Annotated in this window: 19 protein-coding genes and 1 riboswitch; of the genes, 9 read left to right on the forward strand and 10 right to left on the reverse strand. The window is 71.6% G+C overall.

Annotated features, from left to right (window positions below):
• Positions 1–172: 172 nt before the first annotated feature.
• From ACIO3R_RS11435 to ACIO3R_RS11460, 6 genes are all read left to right on the forward strand, one after another.
• Entirely contained in the window at positions 173–1,465 is a 1,293-nt protein-coding gene (locus tag ACIO3R_RS11435; protein ID WP_402105217.1) for an ABC transporter substrate-binding protein, read from the forward strand.
• Between the two features lie 31 nt (positions 1,466–1,496).
• Positions 1,497–2,438 (forward strand): carbohydrate ABC transporter permease, encoded by a 942-nt coding sequence (locus ACIO3R_RS11440; RefSeq protein WP_402105218.1) that lies wholly within the window; start codon positions 1,497–1,499, stop codon positions 2,436–2,438.
• Positions 2,439–2,451: 13 nt separating this feature from the next.
• The gene (locus tag ACIO3R_RS11445) at positions 2,452–3,279 is read left to right on the forward strand and encodes a carbohydrate ABC transporter permease (RefSeq protein ID WP_402105220.1); all 828 of its coding nucleotides are present in this window, start codon (positions 2,452–2,454) and stop codon (positions 3,277–3,279) included.
• A 146-nt stretch (positions 3,280–3,425) separates the two neighbouring features.
• On the forward strand, positions 3,426–4,427 hold the full coding sequence (locus ACIO3R_RS11450; RefSeq protein WP_402105283.1) for a LacI family DNA-binding transcriptional regulator: 1,002 nt from the start codon (positions 3,426–3,428) through the stop codon (positions 4,425–4,427).
• A 61-nt stretch (positions 4,428–4,488) separates the two neighbouring features.
• Complete coding sequence (locus tag ACIO3R_RS11455; RefSeq protein WP_402105222.1) at positions 4,489–6,423, forward strand: cellulase family glycosylhydrolase; 1,935 nt, start codon at positions 4,489–4,491, stop codon at positions 6,421–6,423.
• A gap of 82 nt (positions 6,424–6,505) precedes the next feature.
• Positions 6,506–8,842, forward strand: coding sequence for a glycoside hydrolase family 3 N-terminal domain-containing protein (locus ACIO3R_RS11460; RefSeq protein WP_402105224.1), 2,337 nt, complete (start codon positions 6,506–6,508; stop codon positions 8,840–8,842).
• A 92-nt stretch (positions 8,843–8,934) separates the two neighbouring features.
• On the opposite strand, the gene ACIO3R_RS11465 is transcribed toward ACIO3R_RS11460, so the two are convergent.
• Together ACIO3R_RS11465 and ACIO3R_RS11470 are read right to left on the reverse strand one after the other, a co-directional pair.
• On the reverse strand, positions 8,935–9,387 hold the full coding sequence (locus tag ACIO3R_RS11465; RefSeq protein ID WP_385030496.1) for a flavodoxin family protein: 453 nt from the start codon (positions 9,385–9,387) through the stop codon (positions 8,935–8,937).
• A gap of 126 nt (positions 9,388–9,513) precedes the next feature.
• Positions 9,514–10,359 carry a class I SAM-dependent methyltransferase gene (locus ACIO3R_RS11470; protein ID WP_402105225.1) on the reverse strand — a complete coding sequence of 282 codons (846 nt, stop codon included), beginning with the start codon at positions 10,357–10,359 and terminating at the stop codon, positions 9,514–9,516.
• A 130-nt stretch (positions 10,360–10,489) separates the two neighbouring features.
• On the opposite strand from ACIO3R_RS11470, the gene ACIO3R_RS11475 reads away from it, so the two are divergent.
• On the forward strand, positions 10,490–11,110 hold the full coding sequence (locus ACIO3R_RS11475) for a TetR family transcriptional regulator (RefSeq protein WP_402105226.1): 621 nt from the start codon (positions 10,490–10,492) through the stop codon (positions 11,108–11,110).
• Positions 11,111–11,159: 49 nt separating this feature from the next.
• Here ACIO3R_RS11475 and ACIO3R_RS11480 read toward each other — a convergent pair whose 3' ends face one another.
• Both ACIO3R_RS11480 and ACIO3R_RS11485 read right to left on the reverse strand, forming a co-directional pair.
• A complete protein-coding gene (locus tag ACIO3R_RS11480; protein WP_402105228.1) occupies positions 11,160–12,503 on the reverse strand; it encodes a histidine-type phosphatase in 1,344 nt (447 codons plus the stop codon).
• A 179-nt stretch (positions 12,504–12,682) separates the two neighbouring features.
• Positions 12,683–13,177 carry a helix-turn-helix transcriptional regulator gene (locus tag ACIO3R_RS11485; RefSeq protein ID WP_402105230.1) on the reverse strand — a complete coding sequence of 165 codons (495 nt, stop codon included), beginning with the start codon at positions 13,175–13,177 and terminating at the stop codon, positions 12,683–12,685.
• Positions 13,178–13,439: 262 nt separating this feature from the next.
• Between ACIO3R_RS11485 and ACIO3R_RS11490 the strand changes: the two genes are divergently transcribed.
• A complete protein-coding gene (locus ACIO3R_RS11490; RefSeq protein WP_402105232.1) occupies positions 13,440–14,399 on the forward strand; it encodes a zinc-binding alcohol dehydrogenase family protein in 960 nt (319 codons plus the stop codon).
• Between the two features lie 166 nt (positions 14,400–14,565).
• The gene (locus ACIO3R_RS11495; RefSeq protein ID WP_363022734.1) at positions 14,566–14,994 is read left to right on the forward strand and encodes a pyridoxamine 5'-phosphate oxidase family protein; all 429 of its coding nucleotides are present in this window, start codon (positions 14,566–14,568) and stop codon (positions 14,992–14,994) included.
• A gap of 50 nt (positions 14,995–15,044) precedes the next feature.
• Here ACIO3R_RS11495 and ACIO3R_RS11500 read toward each other — a convergent pair whose 3' ends face one another.
• The 6 genes from ACIO3R_RS11500 to ACIO3R_RS11525 form a co-directional block, all read right to left on the reverse strand.
• Complete coding sequence (locus ACIO3R_RS11500) at positions 15,045–15,488, reverse strand: ester cyclase (RefSeq protein WP_402105234.1); 444 nt, start codon at positions 15,486–15,488, stop codon at positions 15,045–15,047.
• A 96-nt stretch (positions 15,489–15,584) separates the two neighbouring features.
• On the reverse strand, positions 15,585–16,142 hold the full coding sequence (locus ACIO3R_RS11505; protein ID WP_402105236.1) for a YceI family protein: 558 nt from the start codon (positions 16,140–16,142) through the stop codon (positions 15,585–15,587).
• Positions 16,143–16,319: 177 nt separating this feature from the next.
• Entirely contained in the window at positions 16,320–17,477 is a 1,158-nt protein-coding gene (locus ACIO3R_RS11510) for an RNA polymerase sigma factor (protein ID WP_402105237.1), read from the reverse strand.
• A gap of 2 nt (positions 17,478–17,479) precedes the next feature.
• A complete protein-coding gene (locus ACIO3R_RS11515) occupies positions 17,480–17,818 on the reverse strand; it encodes a YciI family protein (protein WP_402105238.1) in 339 nt (112 codons plus the stop codon).
• A gap of 114 nt (positions 17,819–17,932) precedes the next feature.
• On the reverse strand, positions 17,933–18,082 hold the full coding sequence (locus ACIO3R_RS11520) for a hypothetical protein (protein WP_402105240.1): 150 nt from the start codon (positions 18,080–18,082) through the stop codon (positions 17,933–17,935).
• 136 nt (positions 18,083–18,218) lie between these two features.
• Complete coding sequence (locus ACIO3R_RS11525) at positions 18,219–18,467, reverse strand: hypothetical protein (protein ID WP_385030530.1); 249 nt, start codon at positions 18,465–18,467, stop codon at positions 18,219–18,221.
• A 313-nt stretch (positions 18,468–18,780) separates the two neighbouring features.
• Positions 18,781–18,998, forward strand: a riboswitch (cobalamin riboswitch).
• Positions 18,999–19,025: the final 27 nt, after the last annotated feature.

Raw genomic sequence — 19,025 nt, forward strand, 5'->3', positions numbered from 1 at the left:
TTCGCCTTGCGGGGGTTCGGCCGGGCGTCCCGCGTCACCGGCACCGTGAGGCGCTCCGGCCGTCCCCGGCACAGAGGGGTTGACCATTCCGGGAAGCGGCCCTAGGTTTCTCGCAGCCCACTGGTACATCGATTAACCACATGGTCAACGTCCTGGTTGGAGACATCCCGCTGTGCGCTCATCCCTGAGTCGGCGCGGTTTCCTCGCTGCCGGTTCCGGCGTCGCCGCCGCTGCCGCAGTCCCCGCTCTGTCCGGCTGTTCCACACTCGCCTCGGCCGATTCCGACCCCGGCACCCTGCTCGTGCACACCCAGCTCGGCACCACCGCGCCTGGTTCTCCCACCTACAAAGCCGTCGTGAAGGAGTTCCACGAGGAGCACCCGGGACTCCGGGTCAAGAACCTCGTCAACGGCGACGACCTTCCCCAGGTGTACGAAACGTCCCGGCTGGCCCGCAAGGAGCCGGACGTGGTCATGGTCAATCTCTACGACAAGACGCTGGCCTGGACCGATGTCGGCGCCACCGTCGACGTGTCGGGCTACCTCGACGACTGGGGGCTGCGCGAACGCGTGCTGCCCGCGGCGCTGGAGGAGTGGACCGACGGCAAGGGCAGGCTGCGCGCCTTCCCCTACTTCGCCACCAACTGGCCCGTCGCCTACAACACCGCCCTGCTGGAGCGGGCCGGCGTGGACGCCGTCCCGACCACCGGGGACCAGCTCATCGGCGCCGCCCGCAAACTGCGGGCCAAGGGCATCGCGCCCGTCACCGTGGGCGGCAACGACTGGACGGGGCAGAAGCTGCTGGCCCAGATCATCCAGACCTTCCTCACGCCCGACGAGGCCCGCAAGGTGTACACGAGCGGCGACTTCAGCGGCAGCAGGGGAGCCCGCGAGGGCATCGACTACTTCGTCCAGCTGCGCGACGCCGGTGTCTTCGCCGACAAGGCGCAGGGGCTGACCTCGGACACGATGACCACGCAGTACAACACCGAATCGGCGGCCATCCAGTCCGCGATGTCCTCGGCGCTCGCGAAGGTCGCCCCGAAGCCCGCCGCACACACCGATGTCGGCGGCTGGCCGCTGGCCCCCGGCGCCTCGCACAGCAAGCCGACGATCCTGCGCTCGTACACCCTCATCGGCTTCTGGATCAGCCCGAACGGCGTCAAGAAGCTGTCCTCGGTCGAGAAGTTCCTGCGCTTCATGTACCGGCCCGAGGTGGTGTCGCGCTTCATCACCGAGAGCGGGCGGGACATGGCTCTGGTGACGGACACGGTCAGCAAGCAGTTCCCCCTGGTGGCCAAGGCCCAGCAGCTCGGCGACCGGGTCGGCCAGGTCCTCCTGCCCGACCTGTACGTACCGCCGACGGCCACCCAGCCGCTGATCACGGCGACCAGCACCGCCTTCACCCGGGGGACGAGTGCCACCGCCGTGCGCTCCGCCCTCGAATCCGCCTACCGCACGGCCTGAACCGCGCGCCCGAGCCCTCTGCGAGTCCCTCATGACGTTGCTCTCGTCCGCCCCGGACGGCGCGTCGGTCCGCCGGCCGGCCCCGCCGTCGCCGCCCCTCGCCGCTCCCCCGCGCCGCAAGCAGGGCGGGGTCGTCCTCGCCGCGCCGGCGCTGGTCTGGTACCTCGTCTTCATGGTCGGCCCGCTGGTCGCCATCTTCGTCATCGCCGCGATGCACTGGCCCGGGATGCTCCAGCCGGTCTCGTTCGCCGGTCTCGGCAACGTCCGTACCGTCTTCGACGACCCGGTCTTCTGGGACTCGGTCGGCAACACCGCCACCCAACTCGTCGTCGCACTGCCCGTGATGATCGTGTGCGCGTACATGCTGGGGTACTACGTCGCGCAGAAGCCGCCGGGTCACCGCGTCCTGCGGTACCTGCTCTTCATCCCCGGTCTGATCTCCACGCCGGCCAAGGCGATGGTGTTCTACGCGGTCCTCTCCCCGGACGGTCTGTTCAACGGCGCTCTGGAGAAGATCGGCCTGGGCTCCCTCACCGACGCCTGGCTGGCCTCGCCGTCCACCGCCCTGTACTGCCTGATCGTCCTCGACGTGTGGAGCGGCATCGGGTTCACCGCCGTGCTGTTCGCCGCCCGTCTCGGCAGTGTGCCGGACGAGATCGGTGAGGCCGCGCAGCTCGACGGCGCCGGCCACTGGCGCGCCATGTGGCGCATCCACTTCCCCGTCATCCGCGACTTCGTCGGTGTCGTGACGATGCTTCAGTTCCTGTGGACGCTGTTCGGCTCGGCGCAGAACGTCCTGCTGCTCACCCAGGGCGGGCCGGGAAGCTCCTCGACAACGTTGTCCTTCCTCGTCTACCAGAAGGCGTTCATCGCGGCCGACCTGGGCTACAGCCAGACCGTCGGTGTGGTCCTGTTCCTGGTCGGTCTGGCCGGGCTGCTGACCATCCGCCGCGTCTTCCGCCAGAACTACTGATCGGAGCGGTTCCATGAAGTTCGGAAGGTCCTGGCTGGCGGCCCACGTCCTCGCCTGGCTGTACGCGGCGCTGCTGGTGGTCCCCCTCTACTACCTGCTGGTCTCGGCGTTCAAGACGAACGACCAGATCTTCGGGAGTCCGTTCTCCCTGCCGACGTCGTTCTCCCTGCACAACTTCGGCGAGGCCTTCTCCTCCGCCGATCTGGGTCCGGCCATCGTCAACTCGGTGCTCGTCACGGTGCTGGCGCTGGCACTCACCCTGGCGCTCGCCATCCCAGCGGCCTTCGCCATCGCCCGTACCGAGGGAAGTCTCGGGGCGTTCGTGGAGCGGGTGTTCTCGCTGGGGTTCCTGGTGCCGACGTTCGCCGCGCTCTTCCCGACGTTCCTGCTCGCCGCCGCGACCGGGCTGTTCCACACCCGTACGTTCATGGTGCTGTTCCTCCCGGCCACGGCGATGCCGCTCTCGGTCGTGATCCTGGTCCAGTTCATGCGGACCATCCCGCACGAGATGGAGGAGGCGGCGCGGCTGGACGGCGCGTCCACCTTCGCCGTGCTGCGGCACATCTACACCCCGATGTGCATGCCGGGCATCGCGACCATCCTGCTGCTGAACTTCCTGACGTTCTGGAACGAGTACCTGTACTCGCTCGTCATCATCGGCCCCGATCCCGAGCAGCGCACCGTCCAGGTCGCCCTGCCCACCCTCAAGTCCCTGACCGGCACCGACTACGGCATTCTGACCGCAGGCACCGTGCTGACACTGGTCCCGGTCTGGGTCGTGTACACCGTGCTCCAGAAGCGCATGCAGCAGGCTCTCGTGAACGGGGCGGTGAAGATGTGAGGGAACATCTCGGGGAAGGCGTCGTGGGTACGCCGTCGGGGTCCGGGCTGCCGGATCCGCCCACGGGCCGCGGCCCCGGCGCTCCGACCGGCAGGCGGGGTGCCCGCGCGGGCGCCGACGGAGCCGTCCGGCCCACGATCAAGGCCGTGGCCGCCGCCGCGGGGGTCTCCACCGCCGCGGTCTCCCAGGCGGTCAACGGCCGGGGCCGGATCTCGGAGGCCACCCGCCGGCGGGTCCTGGAGGCGGCGGCCGAACTCGGCTGGTCACCCAGCGCGTCCGCGACGGCCCTGCGCCGGGCCAGGACCCGGACGATCGCCCTCGTCGTCCGGCGGCCCACCGACGTACTCGGCGCCGACCCGCACTTCAGCGAGCTGATCACCGGCCTGGAGGGCGAACTGGCCCCCCGGGGCTACGGTCTGCTCCTCCACCTGGTCGCCGACATCGCCCAGGAGGGCGCGCTGTACGAACGGCTGGTCGCCGAGGGCCGGATCGACGGCGCGGTGCTGACCGACGCACGCGCGGACGACCCGCGCCCGCTGCTGCTGCACGGCCTCGGGCTGCCCGCCGTGCTGCTGGGCTCACCGGACGCCGCGGCGCCGGTGCCCGGCGTCGGCCTCGGGCAGCAGGGCGCCGGTGTCCGCGAGGCCGTCGCGCACCTGCTGGAGCTCGGCCACCGGCGGATCGCGTACGTCGCGGGCCCGGCCGAGCTGGTGCACACCAGGCTGCGCCGGGCCGCGTTCGAGGAAGCCCTCACCGAGGCGGGACTGCGGCCCGTCGCCGTGCGGCACACCGACTTCACGGAGGAGGCGGCCGTCGCCGTCACGGAGGAACTGCTCGCCCTGCCCGACCGGCCGACCGCGCTGGTCTTCTCCAACGACTCCATGGCCGTCTGCGGGATCGGGACGGCCCAGCGCGCCGGGCTCCTGGTGCCCGGGGACGTGTCGGTGGTGGGCTACGACAACCTGCCGCTCGGCCGCTGGCTGCACCCCCGGCTCACCACCGTGGACCAGCAGGTGCAACGGGTCGGCGCGGCCGCCGCCCGCGCGCTGCTCATCCAGTGCGGGGAGGACGTACCCCCGCCGGTACTCGACGGACGTCCGCGCCTGGTCGTCCGGGAGTCGACCGGCCCACTGCCCACCTCGCACTGAGGGCCCCGAAGCCTCAAAGCACCGATCCACCCCCGCACTTCGAACAGGTCAGGACACGACCATGCGACGCCACAGCGCCCAGCTCACCCATGACTCCGCCGTTCTCCCCTGGCTCGGCGCCAACTTCTGGTCCCGCACCGGTGGTCCGCTGATGTGGCGGAACTACGAGCCGAAGACGGTCCGCGAGGAGTTGGCCGTCCTGCGGGAGCACGGGCTGAACATGACCCGGTCGTTCTTCTACTGGCCCGACTTCCACCCCGAGCCCGGCCGGATCGACGAGGAACTGTGCGACCGCTTCCGGGACTTCCTGGACGCCCACAGCGAGGCGGGCATGGGTACGGTCCCCACCTTCATCGTCGGCCACATGTCGGGCGAGAACTGGGACCCGGCCTGGCGCGGGGACCGTGATCTGTACGAGGACGTGTGGCTCGTCGGGCGGCAGGCCTGGTTCGTCTCCCAGATGACCCGGCGCTTCAAGGACCATCCCGCGGTCACCGGCTGGCTGATCACCAACGAGATGCCGGGCTACGGCCGGATCTACCAGGTCGATCCGCCCTCCAGTGATGTCGTCACCGCCTGGGCACAGTTCATGTGCGACGCGGTGCGCGCGGCGGGCGGCACCCAGCCCGTGTCGCTCGGGGACGGCGCGTGGGGCATCGAGGTGACGGGCCGCGACAACGGCTTCTCGCTGCGGGACACCGCCGAGTACGTCGACTTCGTGGGGCCGCACGTGTACCGCTCGGACACCGACCGGCCGCGCCAGCACTACCGCGCCGCGTTCGAGTGCGAACTCGCCGCCGTCACCGGCCAGCCGGTCGTGCTGGAGGAGTTCGGGCTCTCGACCGACACGGTCTCGGCCGCGAACGCGGGGGTGTTCTACCGGCAGACCCTGCACAACTCGCTGCTCGGTGGCGCCACCGGCTGGATGGCCTGGAACAACACGGACTACGACGACCTCTGGGAGCAGTCCCCGTACGACCACCACCCCTTCGAGATGCACTTCGGGATCACCGACAGCGCCGGCCGGCCGAAGGAGCCACTGCGGGAACTGGCCGACTTCGCCGAGGTCCTGAAGCGGGTCGACTTCGCGCGGTGCCGCCGCTCCGACGCCGACACCGCCCTGGTCGTGCCCGCCTTCCTGGAACGCGGCTACCCCTACAGCCGGCCCGCCGACCGGCCGCTGATCTTCACCTCGCTGCACCAGGGGTACGTGGCCGCGCGCGGCGCGGACCTGCCCGTGGCCCTCACCCGCGAGGCGGACGGGCTGCCGGCCGACGCCGCGCTGTATCTGCTGCCGTCCACCCGGCAGTTGACCACCCGCACCCGGCGGGTGCTGGAGGAGCGGGCCCGCTCCGGCGCCACGGTCTACCTGTCGTTCTGCTCGGGTGAGTACCCGACGACGCGCGGCCCGTGGTTCCACGACCTGGACGGCCTGTTCGGCGTCGAACTCCAGCTCTCCTACGGGGTCGCGGAGCCGATCGAGGACGACGTCCTGGAGATGACGTTCACCGAGGACTTCGGCTCCATCGCCGCGGGCGAGACCCTGACCTTCCCGGTCGCCGGCAACGAGGACAGCCGCGCCTACCTGCCGGTCGTCCCGGTGGGCGCACGGGTCGTCGCCACCGACGCGCACGGCCGCCCGGCGCTGCTCCGCCACGAGACGGGCGAGGGCCGTACGGTCCTGGCGACCTACCCACTGGAGCACATGGCCGCCCGCACGGCCCGCGCCAACCCGGAGCAGACGCACCGGCTGTACGCGGCGCTCGCCGAACTGGCCGGTGCCGCACGGCCGGTGACGGTCGGCACGCCGTACGTGGCCGCCGACACGCTGGTCCGCGAGGACGGCGCCCGCTTCGTGTGGCTGGTGAGCCAGTCGGCCGAGGAGCTGACCGTCCGCCCGTCGGCCGACGGTGAACTGCACGAGCTGACCGGCGGCGCCCCGGTGCGGGACGTGGTGATCGCCCCGTACGGGGTGCGCGTCCTCGAACTGCGCTGACCGGCTGACCGCCACAACCCGCGCGCCGCCCACCCGGCGCCCGTCCCGCCCGCGACACCCGCACCGTGAAAGTGAGCCACCCATGACCGAGCCGCTCTTCCGCGACCCCGCGGCGTCCGTCGCCGACCGGGTGCGCGATCTGCTGGCGCGGATGACGCTCACCGAGAAGGTGGGTCAGGTCAATCAGCGGATGTACGGGTGGGACGCGTACGCACGCACCTCATCGGGCCACCGGCTGACCGAGGCGTTCCGTGCCGAGGTGGCCGCGTTCGACGGGATGGGCGCGCTCTACGGGTTGCAGCGTGCCGATCCCTGGTCGGGTGTGACGGCGGCCACCGGCATCGGTGCGGCGGACGGCGCGCGGGTCTCCGACGCCGTGCAGCGGTATGTCGTGGAGAACACCCGGCTCGGTATCCCGGTCCTGCTGGTCGAGGAGATGCCGCACGGCCTCCAGGCGCTGGACGGGACCCTGCTGCCGGTCAACCTGGCGGTCGGTGCCACCTGGAACCCGGAGCTGTACGAGGAGGCCGCCGCCCTCGCCGCGGCGCAACTGCGGTCGCGCGGCGGCCATGTGGCGCTGGTGTCGGCGCTCGACCTGGTGCGCGATCCGCGCTGGGGCCGCGCGGAGGAGTGCTTCGGTGAGGATCCGTACCTGGCTGCACGGTTCAGCGAAGCCCTGGTGCGCGGCGTCCAGGGGCCCCCGGAGCGGCAGTTCGGGCCGGAGCGGGCGGCTGTCGTGCTCAAGCACTTCGCCGGGCAGGGGGCGACGGCCGGCGGCCGCAACAGCGCGGCGACCGAGCTGGGCGCCCGCGAGCTGCACGAGATCCATCTGGAAGCCGCGCTGGCAGGGGTCCGGGCCGGGGCGGCGGGTGTGATGGCGGCGTACAACGAGTTCGACGGCATCCCGTGTGCGGCGAACCGGGAGCTGCTGACCGGGATCCTGCGCGAGCGGTGGGGGTTCACCGGTCTGGTGATGGCCGACGGGCTGGCGCTCGACCGGCTGGTGCGGCTGGCCGGGGACCCGGTGGCGGCCGGCGCGCTGGCACTGGAGGCGGGGACCGACCTGAGCCTGTGGGACGGCTGCTTCCCCCGCCTGGAGGAGGCGGTGCGGCGCGGCCTGGTCGACGAGGGCACGCTGGACACCGCCGTCGGGCGGGTCCTCGCGCTGAAGTTCCGGCTCGGTCTCTTCGAGCGGCCGTACACCGGGGAGCGTGCGCCGGCTCCGGGGCCGGAGCTGCTGAGCGAGCGGATCGCCCGGGAGTCCGTCACGCTCCTCGCACACGACGGGGGCACGCTCCCGCTCGGCAGCGAGGTCCGGCGCATCGCGGTCGTCGGGCCGAACGCCGACTCCGTACCGCAGCAGATCGGCGACTACACCGCACCCCAGCGGCCCGGCACCGGCATCAGCGTCCTCGACGGCCTCACGGCCACGGCTCCGGCCGGCACGGAGGTCGTGTACGCCCGGGGCTGCGAACTCGTCGGCGGTGACCTGTCGGCCGTGCCCGCGGCGGTCGCCCTCGCCGCCCGCGCCGATGTCGCGGTGGTGGTGCTCGGCGGTTCGAGCGCACGGGAGTCGGGGACGCGCTTCGACGCCAACGGGGCCGCGGTCATCGCCTCGGGCAACCCCGTGGAGATGACCTGCGGCGAGGGTGTCGACCTGGCCGAACTGGGAATCCCCGAAGGGCAGTCGGCCCTGCTGGACGCGGTCGCCGCGACCGGGACCGCTGTCGTCGTGGTGCTGGTCCAGGGCCGTCCGCACGCGCTGCCGGATCTCACCGGCCGGGCGGGCGCGGTGCTGAGCGCCTGGTATCCCGGCCCGTGGGGCGGGCGCGCGCTGGCGGACGTGCTGTTCGGCACGGCGGAACCCATGGGCCGGCTGCCCGTCTCGGTCCCCCGCTCGGCGGCGCAGTTGCCGGTCTTCTACAACGGCAAGGACCACGGCTACCGCGGCTATGTCGACCAGCCCGCCACCGCGCGCCACGCGTTCGGTCACGGTCTGAGCTATACGTCGGTCGAGTACGGCGTCCCCCGGCTGTCCCGCGCGTCCGCCGCGGCGGAGGAGTTCGGTACGGACGCGCCTCATGGTCCGGCGGAACCGCTCGTGTGCACGGTGGAGGTGCACAACACGGGCGGCCGGCCCGTGCGGGAGACGGTGCAGCTCTACGTGCGCCGGGTGCTCGGCGGAACGTCGTGGCCGCGGGTACGGGAGCTGCGCGGCTTCGCCCGTGTCGATCTGGCGCCCGGAGCGCGGGCCGAGGTCTCCTTCCCTCTCGGGGCGCGGACCCTGGCCTCCGTCACCCGTGCGCTGGAGCGGGCGGTGGAGCCGGGAGAGTTCGCGGTCGGGACGGGCCCGTCCTCGGACCGTACCCGCGAGGCCCCACTGACCGTGACGGCTCGGACCGGCGGCAGCCGACGGTGAGCCCCTCCTCTTCCGCCACCGCCAGGGCAGTCGTGCCCCGCGATGTGCGGGTCGCTGGGCGGCTCGTGGCCGTACGGCGCCGTTGGGAGGTGTCAGTCCATCAGGCCGCTCGCGAGCGTCGCCCCCAGCTCCCAGCACGCCTCGGTATCGGCCTTGCCCGGCTCGCCCGTCACCGTCACGGCGTCCGCCGCACGGCGCCATCCCAGGCCCGTGGTGATCGACTCGATGGCCCGTACGGCCCCGGTGACGTCGTTGCCACCGTGCACGTAGTACCCGAAGGGCCGGCCGCGCGTCGCGTCCAGGCAGGGATAGTAGACCTGGTCGAAGAAGTGCTTGAGGGCGCCCGACATATAGCCGAGGTTGGCCGGGGTGCCGAGCAGAACGCCGTCGGCGGCCAGCACGTCGGACGCCGTCGCGGCGAGTGCCGCGCGCCGCACGACCCCGACGCCCTCGATCCCCTCCGCCGCCGCACCGGAGACGACGGCTTCGAACAGTGCCTGGCAGTTCGGCGAGGGTGTGTGATGCACGATCAGTAGAGTGGCCACACCCCCGAACCCTGCCGCCCCCGCCTCCCGGCCGCAAGCGAGGCACGCGTCACACGGCGACGGCGACGGCACCACCGGTCGCTCAACCGCTCGGCGCGTGCACGGCCTCCGGCGGGCCGGGCACGTTCACGCCGGGCGGCCGGCGGTGACGAGCCAAGCGGTGCTGCGGAGCCGGACGGCGCCCCGTTCCTCGTGGTCGCGCAGGCGGTTCACCAGTGCCTCGCGGGCGCGGCCCCGGGTCTCCTGGTCCACCTGATCGTTGAGATGGCGTCCGGGGCCGCTGTCCAGCAGGAAGTCCGCCGCGTCCTCGGCGTCCCGCCCCCAGTGCCCGTACGCCTCCACCTCCACCGGGCTGACGGCCACGAACCCCGCGGAGGAGAGCACCGTGCGGATGCGGTCCGGATCCGCCAGGGAGAACATCCCCGGGCCGCCCGGCGCCCCGAACTCCCCGAGGGGCAGGTGGTCCCGCAGCACGGACATGGCCTGGATCCACTCGTTGCCCCCGGCCTCCGCGGCGCAGATGAACGCCAGGCGGCCTCCGGGGCGCAGGGCGCGGCCGATATTGGTGAAGGCCTCGACGGGGTCGCCGAAGAACATCACCCCGAAGCGGCTGACCGCCACGTCGAAGGCGGCGGGTTCGAAGGGGTGGACCTGGGCGTCCGTGTGATCGAACGTCACATTGCCGATGCCCTCCCGCGCCGCCGTCACCCGGGCGCGCTCCAGCATGGGGGCCGACAGGTCGACCCCCAGCACCTGCCCGCGGGCGGCTCGCTGTGCGGCCAGCCGTGCCGTCTTTCCGGCCCCGCAGCCGACATCGAGCACCCGGTCCCGCTCGCCTATAGCGGCGGCGGCGAGCAGCGGTTCGTCGAAGCCCCCGTTCACCGCGTCCCAGCGGTCCTGATTGCGCGCCCAGTACGTGCCTTCGTAGCCGTTCCAGGCCTGCGCCTGCTCGGTGTTGACGATGTCGGGCATCGGGTGCCTCCTGCTGGGTACGGGACCGCCGGGCCTATGATGGGCATGTGCCCATACAGTATGGGCGCGTGCCCATACTGGCAACCCCCGTTGCCCTGACGGGCCGCGACATCACCTCGGGAGGAGCCTCATGTCACCGCGTGGAGTAGCGATGCCGGACATTCGGGAGCGGCTGTTCGCCGCGGCGGAGCGGGTGCTGGCCCGTGACGGGCCGGGCGCCCTGACCAGCAGGGCGATCACCGGCGAGGCGGGCTGCGCCAAGGGAGTACTGCACGCCCATTTCGCCGGCCTGGACGAGTTCGTCGCCGATCTGGTGCTGGACAGGTTCGCGCACACGGCGCGGCAGGCCGAGGCGCTGCCCGGACGGGTGGGCGAGGGCACGGTGGCCGGGAATCTCCGCGATGTCGCGCTCGCACTGCTGGACTCCGGCGGCCCGACGATCGCGGGCCTGGCCATGACGCGCCCTGCCGCCTCCCTGCGGCTGCGCCGGGCGCTGGAGGCCGGGGCGCCGGGCTTCGCTTCGGTCCAGGAGTCGATCACCGGGTACCTGGACGCCGAACAGCGCCTGGGCCGCCTCGCGACAGGTACCGACACGGCGGCGGTCGCGCTCGCCGTGGTCGGAACCACCCATCACCTCCTGATGACGGGCTGGTCCGGTGCCCCGGACCCCCGGGAGCAGGTGCGGAGGCTGATCGCCGTGCTCGCGGGGGCTGCCGGGGCCGCCTCCGACGACGCGGCGGCCGGGGAGTAGAGGCGGGTACGCCAGCGACCGCCGCGGCCCGGCTCCCGTTCGCGGGATGTCAGGACGTGACGCGGCCGAAGCAGCGCTTCAGCTCGTCGGCGTCGTAGAAGTAGCTGCCCTTCGCCACCGGCTCGCAGCCCCGCTTGAACGCGGTCTGCTTCTCGTTGTAGAGCATTCGCACCAGGTACTTGTTCCCCTTCCGGTACAGGTCCCACTGGATGTTCGCGGCCATGGGCGCGACCGACGCGCCTCTCCAGGCGTTGTTGGCGTACGTGTACGGCTTGGCCGGTGAGGCCGCCTTCACGCTGCCGGGCAGGCCCATGAGCGCGGCCAGCGGGATGATCTCCTCTGCGTGCGTGAAGCGCAGCTCGGCGCCCACGTTCCCCGTCCCGGCCCGCTTGGCGTCGATCTTCGCGAAGAAGTCGTCGAGCAGGACGTTCGCCATCCTGTACGTGATGTCGCTGTCGGAGAAGCCGGGACCCTTCTCGTAGAAGTCCTCGGCATCACTGAGGTAGGCGAACCACCGCGCGTCACGCGGTGCGATGTAGCGCGCCATGTTCCAGTTGCCCTCGTCGGCCATGGTCGGGGCGATGCTGTAGAGGGCGTAGACCGCTTGCGCGGCCTCCGTCGCGGTACCGATCGAGGAGAATTCTCCCGCCGCGATCCGCTGGACGAAGGCCGGCTTGAAGATCTTCCCGAGGACGTTGCGGGCGGCGGTGCGGGTGGCCCGCTGGTCGGTGATCCCCTTGAGCGTGGCGGCGAGCCGCTTGTCGTTGCCGACGTAGTCCCGGTACTCCGCGCCGCCGGCCGACTTGTGGAAGTAGAGCAGGTCGGCGTCGGTCCTGGCCGGTGTGATGAGCGGCTTCAGGGCGGGGTCGTTGTCGGCGAGGGCCGCTGCGAACAGGTTGCCGCTGTCGACGGCGCGGTCCTTGCCGGAGTTGACGACGTTGATCTGCTCGGAGTCCCTGGCGATCTTCTTGAAGAGAGTGGGAAGCCGCTTCTCCAGCCGCGCGGCGGTGTCCGCGAGCTCGCGCTCGCCCCGGCCGCTGAGCTGTCCGTACCCGACCTTGTCCATGGCCGCGAGCAGCGACTTCGTCTCGCCGCCGAATCGCTCGCCGTCGCGGGTGAGCTGCCCCTCGCTCGCCGCCTTCGTCCACAGTGCCAGGATCAGGTCGCCGTCCTCGCTGTCGGACGCCGCGCGGGAGCCGTGGCGGGAGACGTTCTCGGTGAACACCGGGACGAACCCCTTGGGGGCCTGCTGGTACGCCCGTATGTTCTGCTGCGGGGCGTACGGCGTCTTGGTGGCGTAGAAGCCTGAGGAGTTCGCCTGGACCGGCACTGCCGTCGACAACAGTGCCGAGGCGGTGAGCGTCAGAGCGACGGCGACAGTTCGTTTCTGCATGAATTCACCGGTTCGGGTCGGGATGTATCGGTCGGGCGCTCGCATCATGATCGTTCCGGATGAACCCGACACGTCCGGGAGATGGCCCGCACATGTGCCGTTGCCCGCCGACGGGGAACACGCGGCTCCGGGCCGCCGTTGCCCGCCGACGGGGAACACGCGGCTCCGGGCAAGCGCGGCTAGACGGCGCCTGCGCCGGTCGCTGGGCCTTCGGCAGTGCCTGCGCCCGCGCCTGTTCCTGGGGCGGTGGGGGCCCCTTCCCCGATCCTGACCGGCTGGTCCTTGACCGGCCGGGTGTGCGCCTTGGCCAGACAGGCGGGCATCGCCAGCACTGCGGTGTGGTCTCCGGCCCGGTACGCGCTCGGGGTCATCCCCACGAGTTCGGTGAACCGTGAACTGAACGAGCCGAGGGAGGTACAGCCGACGGCCATGCAGGCGTCGGTCACGTTCATGCCCGCGCGGAGCAGCGCCATCGCCCGCTCGACCCGCCGGGTCATCAGGTAGCTGTACGGCGTCTCGCCGTAGGCGGCGCGGAACGCACGGGAGAAGTGACCCGGCGACATCAGCGCGCGGCTCGCCATGGCCTGCACGTCGAGCGGCCGCGCGTACTCCCGGTCGACAAGATCCCGCGCCCGGCGCAGGTGCGCGAGGTTGGCAAGATGCTGATCGTCCATGCGCCGAGGGTACCTCCGCCCCTGCGGCCGCCCCGCTGTGGCGAGCTCGGTGAGCCGGGTGCGCTGACCGGCGGGCGCCTCTTCGGTGAGCGCGTCCACCGGGCGGTCGAGTTCGACCGGCCCCGCCCCGCCGGGCGCGCGGGATGCCGAGCAGCCTGAACTGGTCGAATCTAGCCTGATCTGGTCGAATCCAGTACGTGCCGCACGCCCCATGCCCGCAATCCGCATGGTGGCGGCAGCCCGATCGGAACGGGAGAACCCCATGCACGCCGCAGTCGTACGGTCCTTCGGAGCCCCGCCCCGGTTCGAGAGCTTCCCGACCCCCAGCGCCTCAGGGGACCACGAGGTCCTGGTCGACGTCCTGGCCGCCGGTCTGCACCCCCGGGTGCGCTCGGCCGCGAACGGCAGCCACTACACCTCCGACGGCACGCTGCCGCTGATCCCCGGTTTCGACGCGGTCGGCCGCACCCAGGAGGGCGAACTGCTCTACTTCGTCGCCACCGACACGGCCCTGGGCACCATGGCGGAGCAGGCGGTCGTCGACCGCCGCCGGGCCATCCCCCTGCCGCCCGGAACCGACCCGGCCGATGTGGCCGCGGCCATGAACCCCGGCATGTCCTCCTGGGTGGCGCTGCGCTCCCGTATCTCCTTCGAGCCCGGCAGCTCCGTCCTGGTCCTGGGCGCCACGGGCAACGCCGGACAACTGGCCGTCCAGATCGCCCGGCACCTCGGGGCCGACCGGGTGATCGGCGCGGGCCGCGACCCGGAGCGCCTCCGTCTGCTGGAGGGCATCGGAGCCGACGGGACGGTGAGCCTGGCCGGCGACGACAAGGCGGTGGCCGACCGGCTCGGGCAGGCCGCCGCGGACGTGGATGTCGTCATCGACTACCTGTGGGGCCCGGTCACCCAGCAGGCCATGCCCGCACTGCTGACAGCCCGCGCCGACCGCGCGAAGGCGCTGACCTGGATCCAGATCGGGTCCATGGCCGGCCAGAACATCACGCTGCCCTCGTCCCTGCTGCGCGCGGCGAACCTGCACATCATGGGCAGCGGCCAGGGGGCCGTGACGACCGCGGGCATCGTCGCCGAACTGCCATCCCTCGCCGAGCAGATCGTCGCCGGAACCCTGACCGTGGACCCGCTGCTCATCCCGCTGAGCCAGGTCGAACAGGCGTGGAACACCACGACCGCGCCGGGCCAGCGGATCGTCCTGACCCCCTGACGTCCGATCCCCGATCCCCCGTCCCAGGTCCTCGCTCCTCGCTCCTCGCTCCGGCAGCAGGGCGATTGACGAACCGCCCGCGTCGCGACACGAAGGACGAACCGGCACAGGCATTACATAATGCAACATTGAGAACTCACGACACCCCCCACGAAGGAGTCCCCCTGTGGCTTTGACCCGTGAAGAGCGCGAGCAGTTTCTGACGGAGCCGCACATCGCCGCGCTGGCCGTGAACGCCGCCGAGCAGGACCGGTCACCGCTGACGGTCCCGATCTGGTACCAGTACCGGCCGGGCGGCGATGTCTGGATCATGACGGGGCTCAACTCCCGCAAGGGGAAAGCGATCGCCGCGGCGGGCCGGTTCTGTCTGATGGTCGACCGTGTCTCACCGACCATCCGCTACGTCTCGGTCGAGGGCCCCGTCATCTCGACGGTCGCGGCCACACGGGAACGCCTGGTGGAGATGTCGTCGCGCTACCTCGCCGCCGAGAAGGTCGACGGCTATGTCGACTTCGCCTGGAAGGAGCACGGCGAGCAGGTGGTCATCCACATGCGGCCGCAGCGCTGGCTCTCCTCGGACCTCGGCGAGGTCTGAGGAGAGCGGGGCGCACCGGGACGTCCGTCGCCCCGGTCATGCCGCTGTGCTCATGAGGTCCCTCCGGGAGCCACGCCGAGCTGTCGCATCTGCGCGAGGACGTCGACGACTCCCCAGGTCTCGGCGATCCGGTCGCCGACGAAGCGGAAGATGAAGATCTCGTTGTAGGTGACCGGTCTTCCGGTGGGCCGCAGGCCCATGTAATCGCCCAGGTGGGTCCCGGTGACCGTGTTCCTGGAGACCATTCTGTCGCCTTCCGCGATCATGTCGTCGACCTCGATGTGGAGGTCGGGGAAGGCCCGGCAGAGGGTCGTGAACACCTCCTTCAGCGCCTGCGCGCCCGTCGCTTCGACCGGCAGGGGCGTGCGGATCAGCACGTCCGGCTCGAACAGCTCGTCGATCGTCTTCTCGATGAGCTCCGCGTCTCCGCGGTTGACGGCCTCGTGCAGTCGGCCGAGCGCCGCTCTGTTGTCGGTTGACCGGGCTGTGGACATCTGGTTTCACCTCGGGTCGTGACGAGCATTCGGGTGGTTGCCGCGGATCGCGGCGAGGGCGTGGCCGCCGGTGTGCGGCAGCGCGTCCGGGCCGGATCACTTCTGGAGGACGGCCTCGACGGCGAGGGTGATCGACACCTCGTCGCCGACCACGCCGCCGATGCCGTCCATCGGGATGCGGAGGCCGAAGTCACGGCGGCTGATCCGCGTGGTCGCGGAGAAGCGGGCCCGCCGCGCACCGGACTCGGCCGGGCCGAACCCGTTCGACCCGACGGCCAGTGACACCTTCCGGGTGACACCGCGACAGGTCAGTTCACCGTCGATGACCCAGCCGTCGCCGCTCCGGCGGATGCCGGTGGAGCGGTAGCCCATCGTCGGGTACTTCCCGACGTCGAAGTAGTCGGTGGAGCGGAGGTGGCCGTCACGCCGTTCGTTGCCGGTGCCGAGGGACGCGGTGTCGATCGTCGCGGTGACCGACGAGGCGAGTGGGTCCTCGCTCGTGACGATCGTGACATCGGAGCCGGTGAACAGGCCGCACACCTTGCTGACCATGAGTTGCCGGACGGTGAAGGCGATCTCGGAGTGCGCCGGGTCGGCCTTCCAGGTGCCGGCCGTGTAGCCGGGGATCGTGCCGGTCGCCGGTGCGGAACTCATGGCTTCCTCCGTGGTAGGTGGTGCCGCTGCCGGGCGGCGCGGGCGGGGACACCCCCGGCGGAGCCTGCCCGTACGCGGGCCCCGCCGCGCGGCCGCCACGAACCGCCGTGGGCATGACCGCTGGTACGTCCTCCTGCCGAAGCGACGAACGAGGACCCGTCCAGGGGACAGTCCGGGTCAGATTTCTTCGATCCGTCTGGTCAGGAACCGTCGCTCGGGGATCGAGGTGGCCAGTTCGAGCGCCCGCCGGTACGCGTCCCGGGCCTCGGCGGCGCGTCCGAGACGCCGCAACAACTCGCCGCGGGTCGAGTGGAAGTAGAGGTACCCGTCCAGGTCGAGACCGTCTACGGTGCGCAGCGCCTCGGCGGGGTCGCCGGCCTGGCAGACCGCCACCGCGTGGTTGAGCCGGACCACCGGGGACCCGGTGAGTTCGACCAGCCGCCGGTACAACGCGGCGACCCGGGGCCAGTCGATCCGCTCCCGCGTCTGCATCGACGCGATCAGCGCCTGGACGACGTAGGCGCCGCGCCCGCCCAGCGCGAGTGCCCGGTCGAGCACCACCCGTCCCTCCGCGATCCGGCGGGCGTCCCACAGCGACCGGTCCTGGTCGCCGAGCAGCACGAGGTCCTCGCCGGAGAACCTGGCCCGCCGCCGGGCGTCGTGGATCATCATCAGTGCCAGCAGCCCGTGCGCCTCCGGCTCGTCCGGCATGAGCGCGACGAGCACCCGTCCCAGGCGGATGGCCTCTGCACCGAGGCCGACCCGGTCGCGGTAGCCCTCGTTGCAGATCAGGTAGATGACGGCGAGGACCGCGTCGATGCGTTCCGGCAGCAGGTGCGCGCCCGGAACCGCGAACGGGATCCCGGTCGCCCTGATCTTGTTCTTGGCGCGTGTCAGGCGCCGCTTCATGGTCTCCTCGGAGACGAGGAAGGCCCGCGCGATCTCAGCGGTCTCCAGCCCGCCGAGGGCGCGCAGGGTCAGTGCCACCTGTCCCTCCAGCGGCAGGGCGGGGTGGCAGCAGGTGAAGATCAGCTCAAGGCGTTCGTCCTTGATCACGGTGTCGTCGAACTCGTCCATGACGGCCTCGGGTGCGGGCAGCAGGTGGATCTTCTCGGCAAGGATGTGCTCCCGGCGGATCCGGTCGATCGCCCGGTGGCGCGCCGTCGTCACCAGCCACGCGCCCGGGTTGGCCGGTACGCCCGAGGCGGGCCAGCTCCGCGCCGCGACGGCGAACGCCTCCTGCGCGGCGTCCTCCGCCCTGTCGAAGTCACCGAGGTACCCGACGAGTGACGCCAGCACCCGGCCCCACTCGTCCCGGAAGACCTCCTCCAGCACGTTCAGCGCCGCACCACCGGCCTGATCTCGACGGCGCCGCCGAGCCGGGCGGCCGGGACGCGCGACGCCAGCTCGATCGCTTCGTCCAGATCCGCCGCCTCGATCAGGCAGAAGCCCCCGAGTACTTCCTTGGTGTCCGCGAACGGGCCGTCGGTCATCAGTGTCCGGCCGCCGACCACGCGCACGCTCGTCGCCGTCTCGGCGGACTGCAGCTGCCCGGCGCCGACGCACCGCGGATCGTCGGCCAGCGCCAGGTACTCGGCGTACGCCGCCTCGCATTCCTCCTCCGACAGCGTCTCCTCCTGGCCGGGCTCGGTGTAGATCATCAGGGCGTACTGCATCACGGCCTCCGGAATCAGCGGGCTCTCACCCTCACGACGAACGAGCAGCGGCGCAGGGGACACCGACGGGGTCACCGATGCCGAAACAGCGGCAGGCGGGCAGCAGAAGGGGGGTCAGTCCGCGGACAGGAAGAAGCGCCGCTTCTCCTTGGCGCGGGCGCCCAGCCGGTCGTAGAACCTGATCGCGTCCGCGTCCCACGAGGGGGTCTGCCACCGGATCTGGCTGAGCCGGAGGACGCGCGCCTGGTTCCGGACGGCTTCCACTTCCCGGCGGGGCCGGGGAGGACAGCGACGGGGCGCTCCCCACGTGGGTCATGCGTCTATGATCCACGCCCGCGGCCTCCGCCGTCGGCACAAGGGTGAAGACGCTTTCGTCCGGCGCGTGCCTTCGGGGACCGGGTCAGCCGGACGGTTCGTCGGGCACGGGGTGGTCGGGATGGCGAGGGGCCGCGGGCGGAGCGCCGCGCCGGCCGGTGCCTGCCTCGTCCGTATCGGGAATCTCCAGGTCCGGGTGCTCGTCGGCCGTCGGCCGCATCGAGCCGCCGACCACGTCCAAGGGGTCCTCGTCGGCCGTGGCCTGCTGATCGGGCGGGTCACGCGGAATCGGGTCCCCGCTCGTTCCGGGGTCTTTCGGGTGAAGGTCGTTCACGGTGTTCTCGCTTCCTCCCATAGGCGTCGTGCCCGGTGCGGGTACCCGGTCAACCGGCGCTGATGCATGGCCACCGCGGTGACGGATGGTTACCACGGTGAGCGGTCGCGCGCTCCTGGCCGGTTGCCTCGGCCGGTCCGTCCCGGTCCGTCCTCGGCCGCCGCCCGGCTCCGACGGAGCACGGCCCGCTCCAGGTTGGGCAATACATTCGTCCCACAGGAGCGCGGATCACGCTCACCGAGAACGTGGGGCCGGGGTCCCGTTTCACGTTCCGGAATGTGAACAGAGGCGCCTGGGCGGTGGACGACCGTCTAGGCTGACCGGTGCAGCTGGTTCGCCCTGTCCGCCAGGCAGGCGCGTCGTAAGAGGGAACCCGGTGGAATTCCGGGACTGCCCCGCAGCGGTGAGTGGGAACGACCGCCGTCATACGCACTGGATCCGGTCGGATCTGGGAAGCGACGGCCAGTAGGAGTCTGCCCCCGGCAGATGTGCCCGCGAGTCCGAAGACCTGCCCGTTGCCCGCACGCGACCCCTCGTGTGCGGAAATCCCGGTGACCT

Source organism: Streptomyces sp. NPDC087428 (assembly GCF_044744085.1).
In the GTDB taxonomy this organism is placed as follows: Bacteria; Actinomycetota; Actinomycetes; order Streptomycetales; family Streptomycetaceae; genus Streptomyces.

Excerpts from the sequence above, each read along its gene's own strand:
- ACIO3R_RS11485 (WP_402105230.1), bottom strand. The coding sequence starts at position 13,177 with ATGGACGATCAGCATCTTGCCAACCTCGCGCACCTGCGCCGGGCGCGG.
- ACIO3R_RS11470 (WP_402105225.1), bottom strand. The coding sequence starts at position 10,359 with ATGCCCGACATCGTCAACACCGAGCAGGCGCAGGCCTGGAACGGCTAC.
- ACIO3R_RS11480 (WP_402105228.1), bottom strand. The coding sequence starts at position 12,503 with ATGCAGAAACGAACTGTCGCCGTCGCTCTGACGCTCACCGCCTCGGCA.
- ACIO3R_RS11490 (WP_402105232.1), top strand. The coding sequence starts at position 13,440 with ATGCACGCCGCAGTCGTACGGTCCTTCGGAGCCCCGCCCCGGTTCGAG.
- ACIO3R_RS11515 (WP_402105238.1), bottom strand. The coding sequence starts at position 17,818 with ATGCAGTACGCCCTGATGATCTACACCGAGCCCGGCCAGGAGGAGACG.
- ACIO3R_RS11445 (WP_402105220.1), top strand. The coding sequence starts at position 2,452 with ATGAAGTTCGGAAGGTCCTGGCTGGCGGCCCACGTCCTCGCCTGGCTG.
- ACIO3R_RS11505 (WP_402105236.1), bottom strand. The coding sequence starts at position 16,142 with ATGAGTTCCGCACCGGCGACCGGCACGATCCCCGGCTACACGGCCGGC.
- ACIO3R_RS11455 (WP_402105222.1), top strand. The coding sequence starts at position 4,489 with ATGCGACGCCACAGCGCCCAGCTCACCCATGACTCCGCCGTTCTCCCC.
- ACIO3R_RS11500 (WP_402105234.1), bottom strand. The coding sequence starts at position 15,488 with ATGTCCACAGCCCGGTCAACCGACAACAGAGCGGCGCTCGGCCGACTG.
- ACIO3R_RS11440 (WP_402105218.1), top strand. The coding sequence starts at position 1,497 with ATGACGTTGCTCTCGTCCGCCCCGGACGGCGCGTCGGTCCGCCGGCCG.
- ACIO3R_RS11475 (WP_402105226.1), top strand. The coding sequence starts at position 10,490 with ATGTCACCGCGTGGAGTAGCGATGCCGGACATTCGGGAGCGGCTGTTC.
- ACIO3R_RS11460 (WP_402105224.1), top strand. The coding sequence starts at position 6,506 with ATGACCGAGCCGCTCTTCCGCGACCCCGCGGCGTCCGTCGCCGACCGG.